Raw genomic sequence first — 17,372 nt, 5'->3', positions numbered from 1 at the left:
AATAGTATAGCGCACAGGAAAAAACGATGTCCAAAGTAGAAGCATATAAAATTATCATCTGTCAATTTTTGGCAAAAACATTAGATGAACGCACAAAACAAAATTTTGCAGCCTATTTGGATGATCCAGATTTTATGGAGGCATGGCAGCAGTTGATCGAAGAGGGGGTGATTAATGAAGCGCATGATGTAGTAGGCAGCCGTTCTCTTTTTGATAAGATCAGAAGTGATGAAAGGATAAAAGAACAATTCGTAACCATTTCCGAAAAAAGAAATCCAATAATCAAAATTTTAAAACCTGTTGGTATTGCAGCGTTATTTTTATTTTTTGGTGTTGCCGCTTTGCTCTTTATGTTCAAGCACCCAGATGCTGAGCACTCGGTAGATAAAATAACGATGACTCAGACTGACAGCACTGTATTGCCAGGATCTGAAAAAGCACAGATTGTCTTAGAGAATGGTGAACGGATTGATCTGGAACAGTTAAAAAATGATACTGTAATTGACAATGGATCTTTTGAAATTGTGAAATCTGCCCAAGGGACCATATCGTATCGAACCAAGGCAGGCTTACCTTCAACTTTACAGATAGCCTATAATACGATCATCACACCACGGGGAGGAGAATATAAGCTTCAATTGGCTGATGGAACCAAGATCTGGTTAAATGCTGCTACAACACTCCGTTACCCTATTCGTTTTGATGTCCATGAAAGAAAGATACAATTGCAAGGGGAAGCTTACTTTGAAGTGGCCAAACAGCTTTATCAAGGTAAGCGTGTGCCGTTTATTGTGAACACAGGAGATCAACAGCTGGAAGTTTTAGGAACGGCCTTCAATCTGCAAAATTATGGACATGCCATTGTGACCACATTGGTTGAAGGAAAAGTAAAACTAAACTTTAATGATAAATCACGCCAACAGCTCTATCTCCAACCTGATGAACAGTCTATTTTTCAGGCGGTTGATAAAAAGGCTCGTAAAATAACAGTAGATCCTTACTATTTCACAGCCTGGAAAGAAGGAAAATTTGCGTTTGATAAGACTCCTCTTGATGAGGTCATGGCAATGATCAGTAGGTGGTATGATGTGGAGGTCTTGTTTAACTATCATCCCGAGAACTTTGCCTTTTCGGGGACTATTTCAAGATATGATGATATCAATCAACTGCTCCAGACGATTGAACTCGTTGGGGATATTCATTTTGAATTGAAAGGAAGGAGAATATATGTGAACAGATAAACCTACCAGAAGAGTTCAGGAGCGTTGCGACCGCTCCTGAATGGTGTCTTTAAAAAGACCTGGCTGAACAGATTTAAATCATTTAAAACAATTACAACCGTATGCAAAAGTACAAAAAAAAACGGTGTGGAGATCTTATGTATAAAAGTAAGCGCTCCACCAAAAAAGCATTTGCTATGAAAATGTCACTAGCGATCCCTTTGTTGCTTGCCTCTAATCTCCAGTTGAGTGCAATCACCTTTGGACAGGGGGTGAATTACCAACGTAAAAACGCTAAGCTCGAAACCATCTTGAAGGTTTTACAAAAACAGAGTGGTTATAATATCCTTTATAAAGAATCACTGCTGACCAATGCGAAGCGGATCGATGTCAATTATCAGAATGTCCCCTTTGAAAATGCCTTAAAAGATCTACTAAGTAATTATCAGATTGCTTTTAGGATCGTCGATAAGAATGTGGTGCTCAGTAAACCCATGTCAACATCACAACCTGTCAACTCTGCTGGCATGGATCATTCGTCAACCCTCTTACAGCGAAGAATTCAAGGCAAGGTTGTAGATGTAAAGGGGAACCCGGTGAGTAATGCGACTATTACTGAAAAAGGGACGGAAAATAGAACAACGAGCAATAAGTCTGGTGATTTTGAGCTTCAGCTCAAAACGGGTAATAATCAACTTCTGTTTTCAATGTTGGGTTACCAATCAAAGGAGGTAAATGTGACGGAGCAACATCATATTCGGGTCACCTTGGACATTGCTATCACGGCGATGGATGAGGTGGTTGTGGTGGGATATGGTGAACAAAAGAAAGCGAATCTCACCGGTGCTGTCAGTCAGATTTCAGGTAAAGAATTTGAAGATAGGCCTGTTACGCAATTGACACAGGCATTACAGGGTAATATTCCCAATCTGAATATTGTATTTGGATCAGGAAAGCCCGGCACCAGTGGTTCTGTGAACGTTCGGGGAAATACCTCCATCAACGGGGGTGGACCACTTATTTTGATCGATGGTATTCTCGGGACATTGGACCGTATCAACCCTAATGATGTTGAATCTGTGACTGTACTTAAGGATGCTTCGGCAGCAGCAGTTTATGGAGCAAGAGGCGCTTTTGGGGTTGTTTTGGTCACCACGAAGAAGGGGGGCAAAAATGGTAAGACCTCCATTGAATATAATAATAACATTGGTTTTACTACCCATGCCACTAATACAGATTTTATCACCAGCGGTTATTGGAATGCAAAAATCAATGATGATGCAATGTATAATGCTCTGGGATATAGAACAACGCGGTATACCGATGAGGACTATGAGGAACTGCTCGCCCGTGTCAATGACAAAACAGAGGATCCCAGCAGACCATGGGTGGTGGTCAAAAAAGATGCAAGTGGCAATGACATATACCGTTATTATGGTAATTTCGACTGGTTTAATTACCTCTACAATAAAAGCAGACCAAAAAATGAACATAATCTTTCATTTTCAGGAGCCAGTAATACTACCCGGTACGCGATCTCAGGGTCAAAATCCAGTGAACAGGGGATTTTTAATATTGACCCAGATAAATTTGGCCGCTATAACTTGAGGGCGAATATTGCCTCTGATATTCGAAGCTGGTTGACCATAAGCAACAGCACCCATTTTTTCAAATCTTCCTATGATTGGGCCGGACTGGAAAATAATTTTAGTACCGTGGCCAATAATGTCAGCAACAGCCCCACCTATCATTATCACGCCATGTATGTGCCCCGAAATCCCGATGGGACACTCACGGGCTATTCAGGTATCAACAGTTACCCCATCGGATATGGTTTACATAATGCACTGGAAAGTGGAACTATGCGAGGATACACCCGAGGGACAGAATTTACTAACATGACTGAAGCAGTATTTAAACTGGCAAAAGGTTTGACTGTAACTGGAAACTACTCTTACCGTGAGTACCGTTCGGATTACTCTTATCGGCAGACAAAACAGTATTATTCCAAATACCCTGGCCAAATGGAATTGTCCTCGCTGGGGGCACTGAACCAAGATAAACTCCGGGAAAACATGAGTAAATATGCATGGCACTTTATCAATGTTTTTGCTACTTACCAGAAAGATTTTGGTGATCACCACCTGACTGTCATGGGCGGGTTTAATCAGGAAGATCGATCATTTAAAACGGTCGGTGGAATAGGGCAGGATCTGTTATCTGAAAACCTGAATGATCTGGATTTGGTGATTGGAGAAAAGCAATTTGAAGGAGGAGCTGATGAATGGGCTGTGCGAGGAGGTTTCTATCGCTTCAATTATGATTATAAAGGTAAATATCTTTTGGAAGCCAGTGGTCGATATGATGGCACCTCACGTTTTCCGAAACATAGTCGTTTTGGATTCTTTCCATCTTTTTCTGCTGGATGGCGTATCAGCGAAGAAAAATTTTTCACACCGCTAAAAAATGCCGTAAATAATCTTAAGATCCGATATTCTTACGGGTCTTTGGGTAATCAAGAAGTAGCTACCTATGCCTATATTTCTTCCATGAATACTGAGCAGATCGCTTACCTTGTCAATGGACAGAAGCTGAACGTTGCCAATAATCCTGCACCTGTGGCCCCTACATTGACTTGGGAAGAAATTACCACCAGCAATATCGGACTGGATTTTAGTTTATTTAATAATAAACTTGATTTTCAGTCAGACTTTTATGTGCGCCAAACTAAAGGGATGCTCAGCAAAGGGAAGACCCAGCCAGCGGTATTTGGAGCCAGTGAACCCAAGGAAAATGCCGCCGATCTCAAAACTAAAGGGTTTGAGCTGTCCCTTCTTTGGAAAGATCATGTTGCTGTTGGCGGAAAACGCTTAAATTATTCCGTTCGGGCTATGCTTTCAGATTATCAGGCTGAAATCACCAGGTTTGCCAACGATGCTGGGCTATTGAACAATTATTATACTGGACAAAAACTAGGTGAGATCTGGGGATACCACTATGACGGTTTTTTTAAAAGTACTGAAGAAGCACAGGAGTATGCCAAGGTTGTCAACCAGGATCAGATCAACCGTCGACGGGTGCAGGCTCCTACAGCAGATCTCCGTATGCTTCAGGCAGGGGACATCAAGATTTTAGACCTTAATGGAGATGGAATTATCGATGCCGGCGACAATACGCTTGCCAATCCAGGTGATCGGACCATTATCGGAAATAGCCAACCACGTTATTCATATGGGCTTAACTTAGGTGCCAACTGGAATGGAATTGATATTTCGGCTTTCTTTCAGGGAATTGGTAAACAAAATTGGTACCCAAATTTGGAAGCTCAAGCATTTTGGTCTGTTTATGCTAGACCTTATGATTCTTTTATCCCTTCCAACTTTCAGGAAAAAATATGGACGCCAGAAAACCCAAATGCCTATTTCCCATTCTTAAGAGGGTATACAGCACAGAATTCTGAGCTTTCAGTTGCTAATGATATGTACATACAGGACATTGCTTACCTCAAGCTGCGTAACCTGACCCTTGGCTACACCTTTCCAGTAACATTGACGCAAAAAGCCAAGATCAACAAACTACGTTTGTTTTTCAGTGGGGAGAATTTACATACCTGGACCAAGTTGAAGTCTGACTATATCGATCCCGAACAGGTAATGAGTGATAATACCGGCCGGAGTTATCCTGTTGGACGGGTTTATTCCTTTGGCGCTCAAGTATCTTTTTAAGTTGGTTATACATACATTAAAGAAGAAATCATGAAAAGAAAATTCACTATCATTACACTCATTTTTGCATTTTTTGCCAGTTCTTGCAACAATGATTACTTAGAACGATACCCTATTGCTGAATTGGCTCCCGAGAATTACTTTCGTACAGCATCTGAACTTCAGACTTATACCAATGCTTTTTATGCGGACTTACCTGATGCTCTTGCCATCCATTATAATAATCCCAATCAGGGTGATGATGAAGCTCGTAATACACTGGCAGCTGAATTTCAGGGTACTCGTACCACCCCTGCAAGTGGCGGTGGCTGGACATGGACATCTCTTCGCCGGATAAATTTTTATTTAGAAAATTCACATAAATGTGCCGATGAAGCTGCTCGCTTACAATATGATGGAGTAGCCCGGTTTTTTAGAGCTTATTTTTATTATAATAAGGTGGTGCGTTTTGGTGACGTTCCATGGTACGATAAAGTCAATCAGTTAGATGACCCGGCCATGTTTAAAGCAAAAGACTCGCGGAAGGATGTTTTTGCAAAAATGCTGGATGATCTTGATTATGCTATTGCGAATTGTAGTACTGTCAAAAATCCTCAGTTGATCAACAAATGGACTGTTTTGGCCTTTAAATCCCGAATGTGTTTGTTCGAGGGTACATTTCGCAAATACCATGGACTCGGTGATTGGGAGGAGATTCTCGAGGAAGGCGTAAAAGCTGCAGATGAATTGATGAATGCGAATGAATATAGTATTTATAAAAATGATCCTCATACAGCCTATCAGGAACTGTTTATAGCTGAGGATGCCAATCCAGCAGAAATGATTATGGCAAGACAGTATGATGCCTCTGTACCCTTTGTTCATTCGGCCAATTTTTATATTCTATCGGCATCCTATGGCCGACCGGGGATGGTTAAAGAGCTTGTCAATAGCTACTTGATGAAAGATGGAAGCCGGTTTACGGACAAAGCGAACTATGATAAGCTGTCCTTTTATGAAGAGACGCAGGACCGTGATCCACGATTGGCACAAACTATCCGGACCCCGGGGTACAAACGTATAGGCGCTAATATGACATCCGTACCTGACTTTGCGACATCGGTAACGGGGTATCAATATGTAAAATATATTCTTTCATCTGCATTTGATGCTGGGCAAAGCTCCAATGATATGCCAATTATCCGTTATGCTGAGGTGTTATTGAACTATGCTGAAGCAAAAGCTGAACTTGGTACTTTAAATCAGGGCGACATTGATCGTACAATCAAGTTGATCCGTGAGCGTGTGGGAATGCCTAATCTCAATGTCACTGAGGCCAATGCTAAACCGGATCCATATCTTATGGCTACTTATCCCAATGTAAGCAAAAATGGGCAAACCGGTGTGATACTTGAAATCCGCCGTGAGCGTAGGATTGAATTAGTCAAAGAAGGTTTACGCTTTAACGACCTGCTGCGCTGGAAAGAGGGTGCGAAGGTTGCGAAACCTTTTTATGGAATGTATTTTCCAGGAGCCGGTGAATATGATCTGGATCAGGATGGAAAATTGGATCTGGTGATTTATGAAGGCACGGCACCAGCGAAAAAGCCAGGCGTGCAGTATCAAAAATTAGGTGAATTGGTGTTAGAAAATGGAAAGAGTGGCCGGATTATCAACTTGCCTGATATTTTAAAGAAGTGGACCGAAGACAAAGATTATTATTATCCAATACCCACCCAGGAATTGCAGCTGAATACCAAGTTGGAACAAAATAAAGGCTGGGATAAATCAGGAACTTAAAATTAGAAGTATGAAAAAATTAATAATTATATGTGCTACCACTTTGTTTATCATGGCTATTCATGTTACAACTCATGCACAGGAAACGTTAAAGGTTATCTCCTATAATGTCCTCTATGGACTTAAACAAGATTCGGTAAATATTAATCGTTTTATAAAATTCGCTCACTCCTGGAATCCGGATGTAATTGCCCTGGAGGAGATGAATGGCTATACACAAAAAACACTGGAACAGCTGGGAAATCAGATCAATCATCACTATGTCTTGCAATCCAAAGAAGAAGGTTTTCCTGTCGCTATCACTTCGAAATATCCATTGGTGAATTTTAAGAAAGTGACCGAAAACATGTGGCATAGTTATATTTATACCAAAATACGGGGAATACATTTCTTTGTTATTCATTTTTCACCGTTTAGCTATCAAAAGCGCTTACTGGAAATAACAGATATTCTAGCGCAGGTACAGGAAATCCCAGACAATGAACCCATATTGATTATGGGGGATTTCAATTCACTTGATATTGCTGATCAGGCAATGTATGGCCCAGAAGTATTAGCAGCGATGCAGCAAAGTGAACAGAAACATAATCATATTCGTAATTTACGTGATGGACAAATAGACTATAGTGTTTTGGGAAAATTAAGAGAAGCTGGATTTCAGGATACGTATCGTTTATTACATCAGGAATTTGAAAGTTCTGTTCCTACTTTTAAGGATGGAAATGGTCGTATCAAGAAAAGCAATAGCGGTCACCCTAAACGGATCGATTTTATTTGGGCAAATCCAATCGCAACAAAAATGGTGGTGAAGAGTGGTATCATTAAAAATGAGGAAACACATTATATTTCAGATCACTATCCTACTTTTATAGAACTTAAAATTGGTAAATAAATAAAAAAATCCACTCATTGAGTGGATTTTTTTTGTCAGTTTGATAAGAATCAATTTTCATATATAGATGAAGGTGTTTCTTGATCAGGTTCTGTTCCCTGATCCACTGCCAATGGAGGCAGATGAAAGTGGAATAAATTGCTGAATAGAAGAAAATTGTAAAAGTATTATGCATAACTTTAAGATTGCTTGTAACCAAATTGTTCTTCATTGACTCTAAGTATATAGAGTGCAGAGGAGAGGGGCAGATCATACCACTGAATAATGACAGAAATTGAAATCATAGCACGTATCCTGCAAGGAGATAAGGACCTATATGAGTTAATCGTGAGGAGATTTAATCCGACGATATATAAAATAGGAAGATCCTATAATTATAATCATGCGGATACGCAGGATCTAATGCAAGAATGTTTTATTGACGCATACCGGAATTTGGCTCAATTTGAGAATAAATCCAGTTTTAAGACCTGGATCACACGTATCATGTTGAATCGATGTTATCATAAAAGCCAGAAGAGGAGCAGCCAAAATGAGGTTGTTGCTGAATTGGACGAAAATGCAATACCTATGTTTAGTACCCCAAATAATGATACCGATAAAGTCGTGAAGCGTAAGGAGCTGGCTTTGATGATCGAGGAGATGCTGGCACGTGTCCCCTTGGAATATAGAATGGTTTTCACCCTGCGTGAGATCAATGGCATGGACACGGATGAAACTGCAGCGATTTTGGATATCTCCCGCAGCAATGTGAAGGTGAGGCTCAGCAGGGCAAAAACAATGCTCCGTCGTGAATTTGAAAAGTCTTATTCGGCTGCTGAACTTTATGAGTTCAACTTGATCTATTGTGATGCAATGGTGAATCGGGTCATGCCGCAAATCATGGAAAATAAATTATAATGAATCAATTTACAGCAATGGAAGAAACTTTCGATAGCCCGGTTACTGTTTCGGTGGTTGATACGCCACTTCGGGACGATGCCTTTGAACTGACTGAACAGGAGAAGATCAATAAGATCGCCAAGCATTTTGCGGAAATCATGTGGACACTGGGACTTGATCTGACAGACGACAGCCTTCAAGGAACACCACTGCGTGTAGCCAAGATGTATGTTGAAGAAGCCTTCAGTGGCCTGAACCGTGAAAATAAGCCAAAAATCAGCCTGTTTGAAAACCGTTACGGCTATGATCAGATGCTGGTGGAGAAGAATATCACGCTCTATTCGCACTGTGAACATCATTTTGTGCCCATAATTGGCAAGATTCATGTAGCCTATATACCACATGATAAAGTCATCGGGCTTTCCAAGATCAACCGTTTAGTACAGTTTTATGCTAAAAGGCCACAGGTACAGGAACGTTTGACCGTACAAATTGTCAATGGTTTATGTGAGGCATTGGGGCATACTGATGTGGCTGTATGGATCGAGGCTGATCACCTTTGTGTGGCTTCAAGGGGTATTAAAGATACCAATAGTCATACAATTACTGAAAGTTATTCGGGCGCATTTAAAGACGAATATATACAACAAAAATTCAGGACATATATAAATCAATAATAGGTATAATTCAATCAAGAGAAAGGAGGGAAATATGGGACAACTCATAAAAGTAAAAAGTATTTCACATCTGACACACGATGTATTGCGGATCCGGCTTGAAAAACCACAAACATTGACTTTCTGTCCGGGACAGGCTGCAGATATCTCGATCAATAAACTTGGATGGACGGATAAGCTACGGGCCTTTACCTTTACCTCCTTGCCAGGTGATGATGATCTGGAATTCAGTATCAAAACCTATCCCGAACGACAAGGGGTGACCAATCAATTACTTTCTTTGGTCCCAGGAGATGAACTTATCCTGCATGATGTTTTTGGTGCCATTGCATACAAGGGGGAAGGACTTTTCATCGCAGGTGGGGCCGGGGTGACCCCGTTTATTGCGATCTTTCGTCAGCTCGATAAAGAAGGTAAAATAGGAAACAACAGACTGCTCTTTGCTAATAAAACAAGTGCTGACATTATTGAAGATGCTTATTTCAGTAAGCTTCTTGGTGATCATTTTGTCAATGTACTTTCTGAAGAAGAACTACCAGGGTATGAACATGGATATATCACTGAAAAAATACTCCGGAAATATATGGACACACAATTGCCCTATATCTACTTATGCGGACCAGATCCAATGATGGATGCAATCCAGTCGACGCTACATGCATTGGGAGTGCATGAATCGGCCATAATACGGGAGGAATTTTAATGACAAAGACAAAACATGATCATTATGCCTTAGTTACGGGGGCTGCCGACCGGATTGGTAAAAGTATAGCACTGCATTTGGCCAAAATGGGGTATCACATTGTTTTGCATTATAGAAAATCACGTCAGGCAGCCGAACTGCTACAGGGGGTAATTGAAGCCATGGGCCGTAAGGCAAGCTTGCTGCAATTTGATTTTTTAGCACACAATGATTATGATCAAATATTGGCCGATATGAAAGCAAAAGGAATGACACTGGAGATCTTGGTCAACAGTGCCTCAGAATACATTCCTTCTGGAATACAGGATAAAGGTGCTACACTGTTCAACAGGGAGATCAAAAGTAATTTTGAAGGGGCCTATCTTTTGACCAAATCTTTTGCGCGGATATTCGGTTCGGGTGTTGTGATCAATCTTTTGGATACAAAAATTACCCGTGACCAAAGCGATTATCTGGATTATTTATTGGCTAAAAAGCTGCTTGCTGAATTTACCCGTATGGCGGCGGTGAGCCTTGCTCCAGCCATACGGGTAAACGGTATCTGTCCAGGACTGATTCTTCCTCCAAAAGGGAAAAATAATCAATATTTAATGGAACTGGCCGAAGGTATTCCGCTGAGACGTGTCGGCAAACTGGAGGATATCCAAAAAGCAGTGCAGTTTTTGGTGGAGAGTACGTTCATTACCGGGCAATTTTTGTTTATCGACGGTGGTGAACATCTGGCCACTTGATCAATGGACTGAAAAACGGGTTAGAGATAAACACGACAACATATGCATAAATCGCTCATATCATCTACAAAATTGCTCAAAGTGAAAATAGATCATTTGCGCTTACGGGCCTATATCGGTTACCTCGATTGGGAGAAAGAAAAACTACAAGATTTGGTGATATCCTTTTCCTTTAAATATGATGCTGAGCAGGCAGTGCAGGCAGATGATGTGGCATATGCCCCAGATTATAAGCACCTGACCAAATTGATCATCAGCTTAGTTGACAATCAATCATTCCATCTGATCGAAACACTCGCCGATAAAATATATCAGACTATCGCTGGTTTTAATGAAACAATTCAGGCTATCAAAGTCGTTGTCGAAAAACCACATGCACTGCGGTTTGCTGATAATGTCAAAGTCAAGATATCTGGTAAAGATCGCCTACACAGGGCATTGATTGCCCTTGGCTCAAATATTGACGCTGAAGAAAATATGACCAAGGTGATCGGATATCTTCGTGAATTGGGAACAATAGAAAATCAGACAGCATGTATCTGTACCAAACCGCTGAAATTTGAAGCGCAGCCTGATTTTTTGAATGCCGCACTTTTACTGCATACGAACTTACCGCTGATCCAATTGCAGGCTAGATTGAAGCAGATCGAATTAAAGATGGGGCGGGTGCGAACAGTGAACAAAAATGCCCCCCGCGTAATTGATCTTGACGTGATTACCTTTAATGGACGTATTATCGATACGAAGGATATGGTAGAACTTCCATTCTTGGCTGGCTTTGTGAAAGAACTTCAACCTGAAATATTCACCCGGGAATAAGCATATCCTTATCGAAATGCCCCGATGTCAGATCAAAACTTTTGATCTGACATCGGGGCATTTCGATATTTTGAGGACTTTGTAATTCTTGTTTTTTACTTTATTTGCCTTGTTATCTGACTGTGGCCCTTTCAAGTTCTTTGACAAAATCGCGGCCCCAATAATGGATATCATAGTATTTAACCTGATCATAGGATCTGTTGACACGGACGGTACGTTCTTCTTCGGGCATGAGCAATGCCTTCAAGAGTCCTTCTTTCATACTTTTGGGGTCATAAGGGTTGGTCAATATGGCATAAGGAAGCTCAACAGAGGCCCCTGCAAATTCGGAAAGCACCAGTGCGCCATCTCCTTCCAATATACCCTGTACGGCGATGTATTCCTTAGCAACTAGATTGAGCCCGTCGCGAAGCGGCGTAATCCAGGCTATGTCGCTCGTACCGTACAGACTTACCACTTCTTCAAACGGTAATGCCCGGTAAAAATATTGGATTGGAACCCAATCCATCGTTGAATATTTACCATTTATTTCTCCTACAGCTCGGTGTACATCGTCCCGGATATCATCGTAAATAGACATCCCTTTTGATGGCGGTGTACAAATATTGATGAGCTCAACCTTTTCCCTGAATTCTGGGTACTCGTCCAGAAAAGCACCAAAAGCCTGTATTTTTTCCAGCGGTCCCTTCACATAATCCAAACGCTCCACCGATAGGATGGTTTTTCGGTCCATGACCTGTTTATGGGTTTTTATTTCACTGATTTTGGAACGTATATCTGCTGTACTCAAGATGCGTTCGATCTTTTCCATATTGACACCGACAGGTTGTGCCCCCAAACGGATCTGCCTGCCGTCCACTTCGATTATCTTTGTCATCTGATCCAGTCCCAGGGCGCAACTGTAGGTCAGAAATTGCTTGGCGGCATTGATGCGTTTAAGTACTTTAAAGGGAGTATGGCTGCGCAGGACATCAATAAAATTCTCCACATACCGTGGAATATGAAAACTGATAAAGTCACAGAGCAAGAGACTCCCAATGATTTCCTTTCGCCAGGGGAGTATATTAAATATATCAGCTGCTGGGAAAGAAGTGTGGTGGAAAAAACCAATTTTCAAGTCGGGACGTAGAGCCTTTAGGTAAGCTGGAACCATCCAGAGGTTGTATTCATGTATCCAGATAAGTGCATCAGGATCGGCCTCCCGTGCAATACGTTCGGCAAAAAGACGGTTGATCTTCAAATAATGCTCCCAGTCGCCATGGTTAAATTTGGCCTTATCCACAAATGAAAATATAGTAGGCCAAAATGCTTCCTTCGAAAATACACGGTAAAATTGGTCGATATCCTCTTTGGGTAAGCTGATCGTGGAAGCAACAAGGTTGGGGTAACGTGCCTCATCAATGAGTTGATTAGGTACTTCAGGCATATCTTCCTGCAGTTCTTCTTCACCGATCCAAAGACCTGAACGCCCCTTTTCAAATAATCCCAATAGAGAAGGGATGATACCATTGGGACTCTTGGGCGGAACCCGAACGGTCTTACCATTGAAAACTTGCTGTTCAAAAGGTAGTCTATGGTAAACAACAACCAACTGGTTACTGCTTTTCTTGCGCGATGCGGGCTTTTTCCCTTTTGGATTCGGATAATATTTCTTTAAAGTTTCAAAGTGGGCAATGGCTTCCAAAATGCCGCCTGCACCAGGCTCCTCTGCTTGATAAACCTGTGACAGCTCAGCCGTCTGTTTGATAAGGGCCGGTTCAGCCTGACCAACCACCACACCCTTCAGACCAACTTCGTATAAGGACAGGTCATTGAGGGTGTCACCGGCGACCAGCACATCTTCATCAGCTATGCCTAAAGTCTGAATCAGGGCCCGAAGTGTGCTCCCTTTATTAACCCCTTTGGGCAAGATGTCCAAATATTTGTCCACTGAAGTGATCACATCACAGGCATAGTTATCCGCTACTGTATGGATCGCGGCCATATCCACTTCTTTGTCGTAATAAAATGAACAGCGTCGCTGTTGGGGGACTTCTTGGTAAACCAGATTGGAAATTTCCAATAGTTGTTGCCGAATAGGGTATACCGAAGGCCATTTGGCCTCGATCTCTCCCTGTAAAGGCTCGATGGAATCCAGTGAATATCCATTGACCACTGTGGCTCCCACATCTGCAATGATATAATTGGGACGGGGTACTAATGGATCATTCAGTAAAGGAATGACGGATTCCAGTCCCCTTCCGGTTACAAATGCCAGTTGAATATCTTTTTCTTGTTTGATCAAACGATACAGTCGCAGTCGGCTTTCCATGCTGCCGCCTAAAAATGTACCATCCAGATCCGTTGCTAATAACATCAAATCATGCTCCTTTCTAATAGTTTAAATTCTGTACTCACCGGCATATGGTTATATAATACCCGGTATGCCGTGTTTAAAATGGGTAAGTTGAGGCCATGGGACATGGCCGTGTGATAAAGTCCTTTGGTAGCGGTATACCCCTCGGCTACCATGGACATGATCTCCTCCGCCTGGGCTACATTATATCCCTGCCCGATGAAGGTGCCAAAAGTACGATTGCGGCTATGCTCAGAGTAAACCGTTGCAAAGAGATCTCCTAGATAACTTGAACATGCCACACGGGTATCACTGTGATGCAGCTGTTTGAGCAGCAGATTGAGCTCGTGGATGGCATTGGCCACAATGACAGCTGTAAAATTATCGCCATAGTTCATGCCTTTAGCCATGCCACACACCAAACCGACAACATTCTTATAAATGGCAGCATATTCTACACCGATAAGATCCTCATGTGGTTGTACCTGCATATAGGACGAGTCAAAAGCTTTCATCAGCGCTTGGCGCAATGGTTTATTGCCAGAGCAGATGGTCATATAGGTCTTTTTACCCATACCAATTTCCTCGGCATGGCATGGGCCCGCGAGAATGGCTTGTTGTACCTGTAATATGGAAAATATATGGGCTAAATAAGCTGATGGAAGAAGATTGTCAGGCCCTACAGTACCTTTTATAGAAGATATGATCATTTTATCTTTGAGCAGTTGTGGATCAATCTGCTGGCATAGGGTAGGAAGGTGGGCACTAGGAATGACAAAGAGGAGATGCTCGCTGCTGGAGATGACCTGTTCAAGGTTGGTGGAGGCCTCGATATAAGTTTTATCCAGCGGGACAAAACTAAGGTAATCTGGATTACGGGCTAAGTCGTTGACTGCTTCCACTTGCATCTGCCGACGCAGATACCAATATACGCGGATTTTGTTCTCTGTTAAAATTTTTACTAGTGCAGTGGCCCAACTGCCACCACCTATAATACTTATTTCTTTCAAATCATTGAGATTATTGCGCAAACGGTAGGTAAACCGAGCTAATTTTCGAATGTTTATATACAAATATAAGAAAAATGAATGGGTTTTCCTAATAAATGGGTTGACTTTGGCTATATCAAATCTATTTATTAAGAATTTATGTTGCTTTTTATTTTAAGCAATCGATTGCATTGCTATCTTTCTTTCACAGGTTGATTAATTCTGCTATCTTACTTCAATCTTCCTATAAACCAGGGAATAGTGTGAACCAATTGAACAATAGATTTTGCAGCATATCAGTAGAAATTGCAGTGATTATTGATAAATATGGTTTGCTTGATTTATTGCATAATACCCGTACTGTAATTTATAAACTAATGAAATTGAAGTTATTGATCCTCGGGCTGCTCGCTATGGCATCCCATTTTGGTTTTGCACAAATAGCAGTCCAGCAGCAACAGGACTGGATGATCGGTCAATCCAGCCAATATGCATCCAGCATCTTGGTAAAAGATCAGCATATCATTTTGGAAAATGGTCTTGTTCGTCGTTCATTTAATCTACATCCCAATGTATTCTGTTATGATTTTACCAATCTGGTCACAGGACAGCAGCTTATCCGTGCGGTACAGCCAGAAGCGCAGTTACAGCTCAATGGGAAATGGTATAATGTCGGCGGCGCCTATGGTCAAAAAGAGAAAGCTTATTTGAGGCCAGAGTGGATGGCTGATTTAACGGGTAAGGCGACGGATTTTACGTATTTAAAATATGAGATTTCAGCGCTTGAACCACTGCTGCCCTGGAATGGTGATAAATGGTGGTCTACGCATAAAAAAGGAGCCGGGGGGAAGACTCTAACATTGACTTACCGAGCTCCTGCAGAAGCAGGGCTCCAAGGTCTTGAGGTGCAGGTACATTATGCCATCTATGATGGATTGCCACTGATCAGTAAGTGGCTGACGATTGAGAATAGGGGGACAGAGACGGTACAGGTTAACCAGGTGGTTCACGAGAAGCTAGCTATGGTGGAAGAGGAAAGTGCTGTGGTGGGTACTGTGGAAGATATGCACAAGCAGCATGGCTTGTATGTTGAAAGCAATTTTGCGTTCAATAATGCCATGCGGTATCACCTGAGCGATCAGTCTTTACATTGGAAAGCGGATTCCAGCTATACTTCACAGATCAATTACAATTATGCCACACCGGCCATTCTCGAAATATACCCAACAGCAGGGGTTGGCCTTAACTTGTCACCTCAAGATCATTTCAATTCGATCCGGTCTTGGGAGCTGATGATGGATAGTTACGATCGGGAACGCAGGGGACTGGCCATACGTAAAATGTACCGGGCCATAGCACCCTGGACAACAGCCAATCCAATTTTTATGCATCTGGTGAGTAAAACGGACGAGCAGGTGTATACTGCCATTGACCAATGTGTTGCTACGGGGTATGAAGCGCTGATTCTGAGCTTTGGTAGTCATGTCAATATGGAAGATACAACAGCAGGAAACCTGGCCAACCTCAAAAAAATAGCCGATTATGCACATAGCAAAAATATTAAGATTGGAGCCTATTCACTGTTCAGTTCTCGTAAAATCAGTGAGGATGATGATATCATCAACCCGAAGACAGGCAAGACCGGAGGTACGATTTTTAATAATGCGCCATGCTTTGGTTCGAACTGGGGTATTGGTTATGTGAAAAGGATTAAGACCTTCTTTGAGAGAACAGGATTTGATATCTGGGAAAATGATGGGCCATTTCCAGGCGATCAATGCGCATCGACGAACCACCCGGGCCATCATGGGCTCGAAGATAGTCAATGGGTGCAGTTCCATATGCAGAAGGAACTATATCATTGGTTGAATGCGCGTGGGATTTACATCAATTCACCGGATTGGTATTTTTTGGATGGTGCCAATAAGACAGGTCTGGGATATCGCGAGGTTAACTTTTCATTACCCCGTGAAAATCAACGCATCCTCAATCGCCAAAATATCTTTGATGCACTTTGGGAGGAAAATCCTTCCATGGGATGGGGCTTTGTCCCATTGACTGCCTATCAGGGCGGTGGAAAAGAGGCTGTAATGGAACCGCTGCATGAACATCTCGAAGATTATAAACAACTGATGATGCAATATTACGGTGCTGGGGTGCAGGCCTGTTACCGAGGTCCTCGGCTATACGATACGGAAGATACCAAAAAGATGGTGGTAGATGTCATTGAATGGTATAAAAAATACCGGACCATACTCAATTCAGATCTCATTCACCTCCGAAGGGCAGATGGCCGTGATTGGGACGGATTTCTGCATGTCAATGCGCTGGAATCCCAGGTCAAAGGATTCGGGATGTTGTTCAATCCTTTGAAAACTCCCATCACCCGAAAAATAACAATTCCACTTTATTATACAGGGCTGACGGATAAAGCAACGATCACATTCCAGGATAAAACAGTCAATCAGGTTAGGCTGGATCGTTTTTTCAAAACAGACCTGACCGTAACGATCCCTGCTGAAAGTCATATTTGGTTTACCGTAAAGTAGCTGATTTTTCCAAAACAAAAATAGCCGCAAGAATTTTGCGGCTATTTTTGTTTTGGAAAAAATTATCTTTA

General features: G+C 41.9%; 12 protein-coding genes. 10 read left to right on the top strand and 2 right to left on the bottom strand.

The annotated features are described in order from the left end of the window. The first annotated feature begins 26 nt into the window (after positions 1-26). From HX021_RS07780 to folK, 9 genes are all read left to right on the top strand, one after another. On the top strand, positions 27-1,241 hold the full coding sequence (locus tag HX021_RS07780) for a FecR family protein (RefSeq protein ID WP_286589585.1): 1,215 nt from the start codon (positions 27-29) through the stop codon (positions 1,239-1,241). A gap of 176 nt (positions 1,242-1,417) precedes the next feature. Continuing rightward, a complete protein-coding gene (locus HX021_RS07775; RefSeq protein ID WP_286589584.1) occupies positions 1,418-4,945 on the top strand; it encodes a TonB-dependent receptor in 3,528 nt (1,175 codons plus the stop codon). A gap of 30 nt (positions 4,946-4,975) precedes the next feature. Then, positions 4,976-6,724 (top strand): RagB/SusD family nutrient uptake outer membrane protein, encoded by a 1,749-nt coding sequence (locus HX021_RS07770; RefSeq protein WP_286589583.1) that lies wholly within the window; start codon positions 4,976-4,978, stop codon positions 6,722-6,724. A gap of 10 nt (positions 6,725-6,734) precedes the next feature. Next, complete coding sequence (locus HX021_RS07765; RefSeq protein ID WP_286589582.1) at positions 6,735-7,616, top strand: endonuclease/exonuclease/phosphatase family protein; 882 nt, start codon at positions 6,735-6,737, stop codon at positions 7,614-7,616. 264 nt (positions 7,617-7,880) lie between these two features. After that, positions 7,881-8,516 (top strand): sigma-70 family RNA polymerase sigma factor, encoded by a 636-nt coding sequence (locus HX021_RS07760; RefSeq protein WP_286589581.1) that lies wholly within the window; start codon positions 7,881-7,883, stop codon positions 8,514-8,516. Continuing rightward, a complete protein-coding gene (gene folE / locus HX021_RS07755; protein WP_286589580.1) occupies positions 8,516-9,175 on the top strand; it encodes a GTP cyclohydrolase I FolE in 660 nt (219 codons plus the stop codon). The genes HX021_RS07760 and folE overlap by 1 nt, the downstream gene beginning before the upstream one ends. Positions 9,176-9,209: 34 nt before the next feature. After that, a complete protein-coding gene (locus HX021_RS07750; protein ID WP_286589579.1) occupies positions 9,210-9,878 on the top strand; it encodes a ferredoxin reductase domain-containing protein in 669 nt (222 codons plus the stop codon). Further along, positions 9,878-10,609 (top strand): SDR family oxidoreductase, encoded by a 732-nt coding sequence (locus HX021_RS07745; RefSeq protein WP_286589578.1) that lies wholly within the window; start codon positions 9,878-9,880, stop codon positions 10,607-10,609. The genes HX021_RS07750 and HX021_RS07745 overlap by 1 nt, the downstream gene beginning before the upstream one ends. Positions 10,610-10,690: 81 nt before the next feature. After that, the gene (folK, locus tag HX021_RS07740) at positions 10,691-11,428 is read left to right on the top strand and encodes a 2-amino-4-hydroxy-6-hydroxymethyldihydropteridine diphosphokinase (RefSeq protein ID WP_286589577.1); all 738 of its coding nucleotides are present in this window, start codon (positions 10,691-10,693) and stop codon (positions 11,426-11,428) included. A 112-nt stretch (positions 11,429-11,540) separates the two neighbouring features. Here the strand turns inward: folK and ggpS are convergent, their stop codons facing one another. Both ggpS and HX021_RS07730 read right to left on the bottom strand, forming a co-directional pair. After that, positions 11,541-13,784, bottom strand: coding sequence for a glucosylglycerol-phosphate synthase (ggpS, locus tag HX021_RS07735; RefSeq protein ID WP_286589851.1), 2,244 nt, complete (start codon positions 13,782-13,784; stop codon positions 11,541-11,543). Continuing rightward, the gene (locus HX021_RS07730; protein ID WP_286589576.1) at positions 13,784-14,773 is read right to left on the bottom strand and encodes an NAD(P)H-dependent glycerol-3-phosphate dehydrogenase; all 990 of its coding nucleotides are present in this window, start codon (positions 14,771-14,773) and stop codon (positions 13,784-13,786) included. The genes ggpS and HX021_RS07730 overlap by 1 nt, the downstream gene beginning before the upstream one ends. Before the next feature lie 356 nt (positions 14,774-15,129). Between HX021_RS07730 and HX021_RS07725 the strand changes: the two genes are divergently transcribed. Next, positions 15,130-17,301, top strand: a complete 2,172-nt coding sequence (locus HX021_RS07725; RefSeq protein ID WP_286589575.1) for an alpha-galactosidase — start codon at positions 15,130-15,132, stop codon at positions 17,299-17,301. Positions 17,302-17,372 lie beyond the last annotated feature (71 nt).

The sequence above is a fragment of the Sphingobacterium sp. N143 genome (assembly GCF_030325625.1).
In the GTDB taxonomy this organism is placed as follows: domain Bacteria; phylum Bacteroidota; class Bacteroidia; order Sphingobacteriales; family Sphingobacteriaceae; genus Sphingobacterium.
This window is presented reverse-complemented; position numbering and strand designations above follow the sequence as displayed.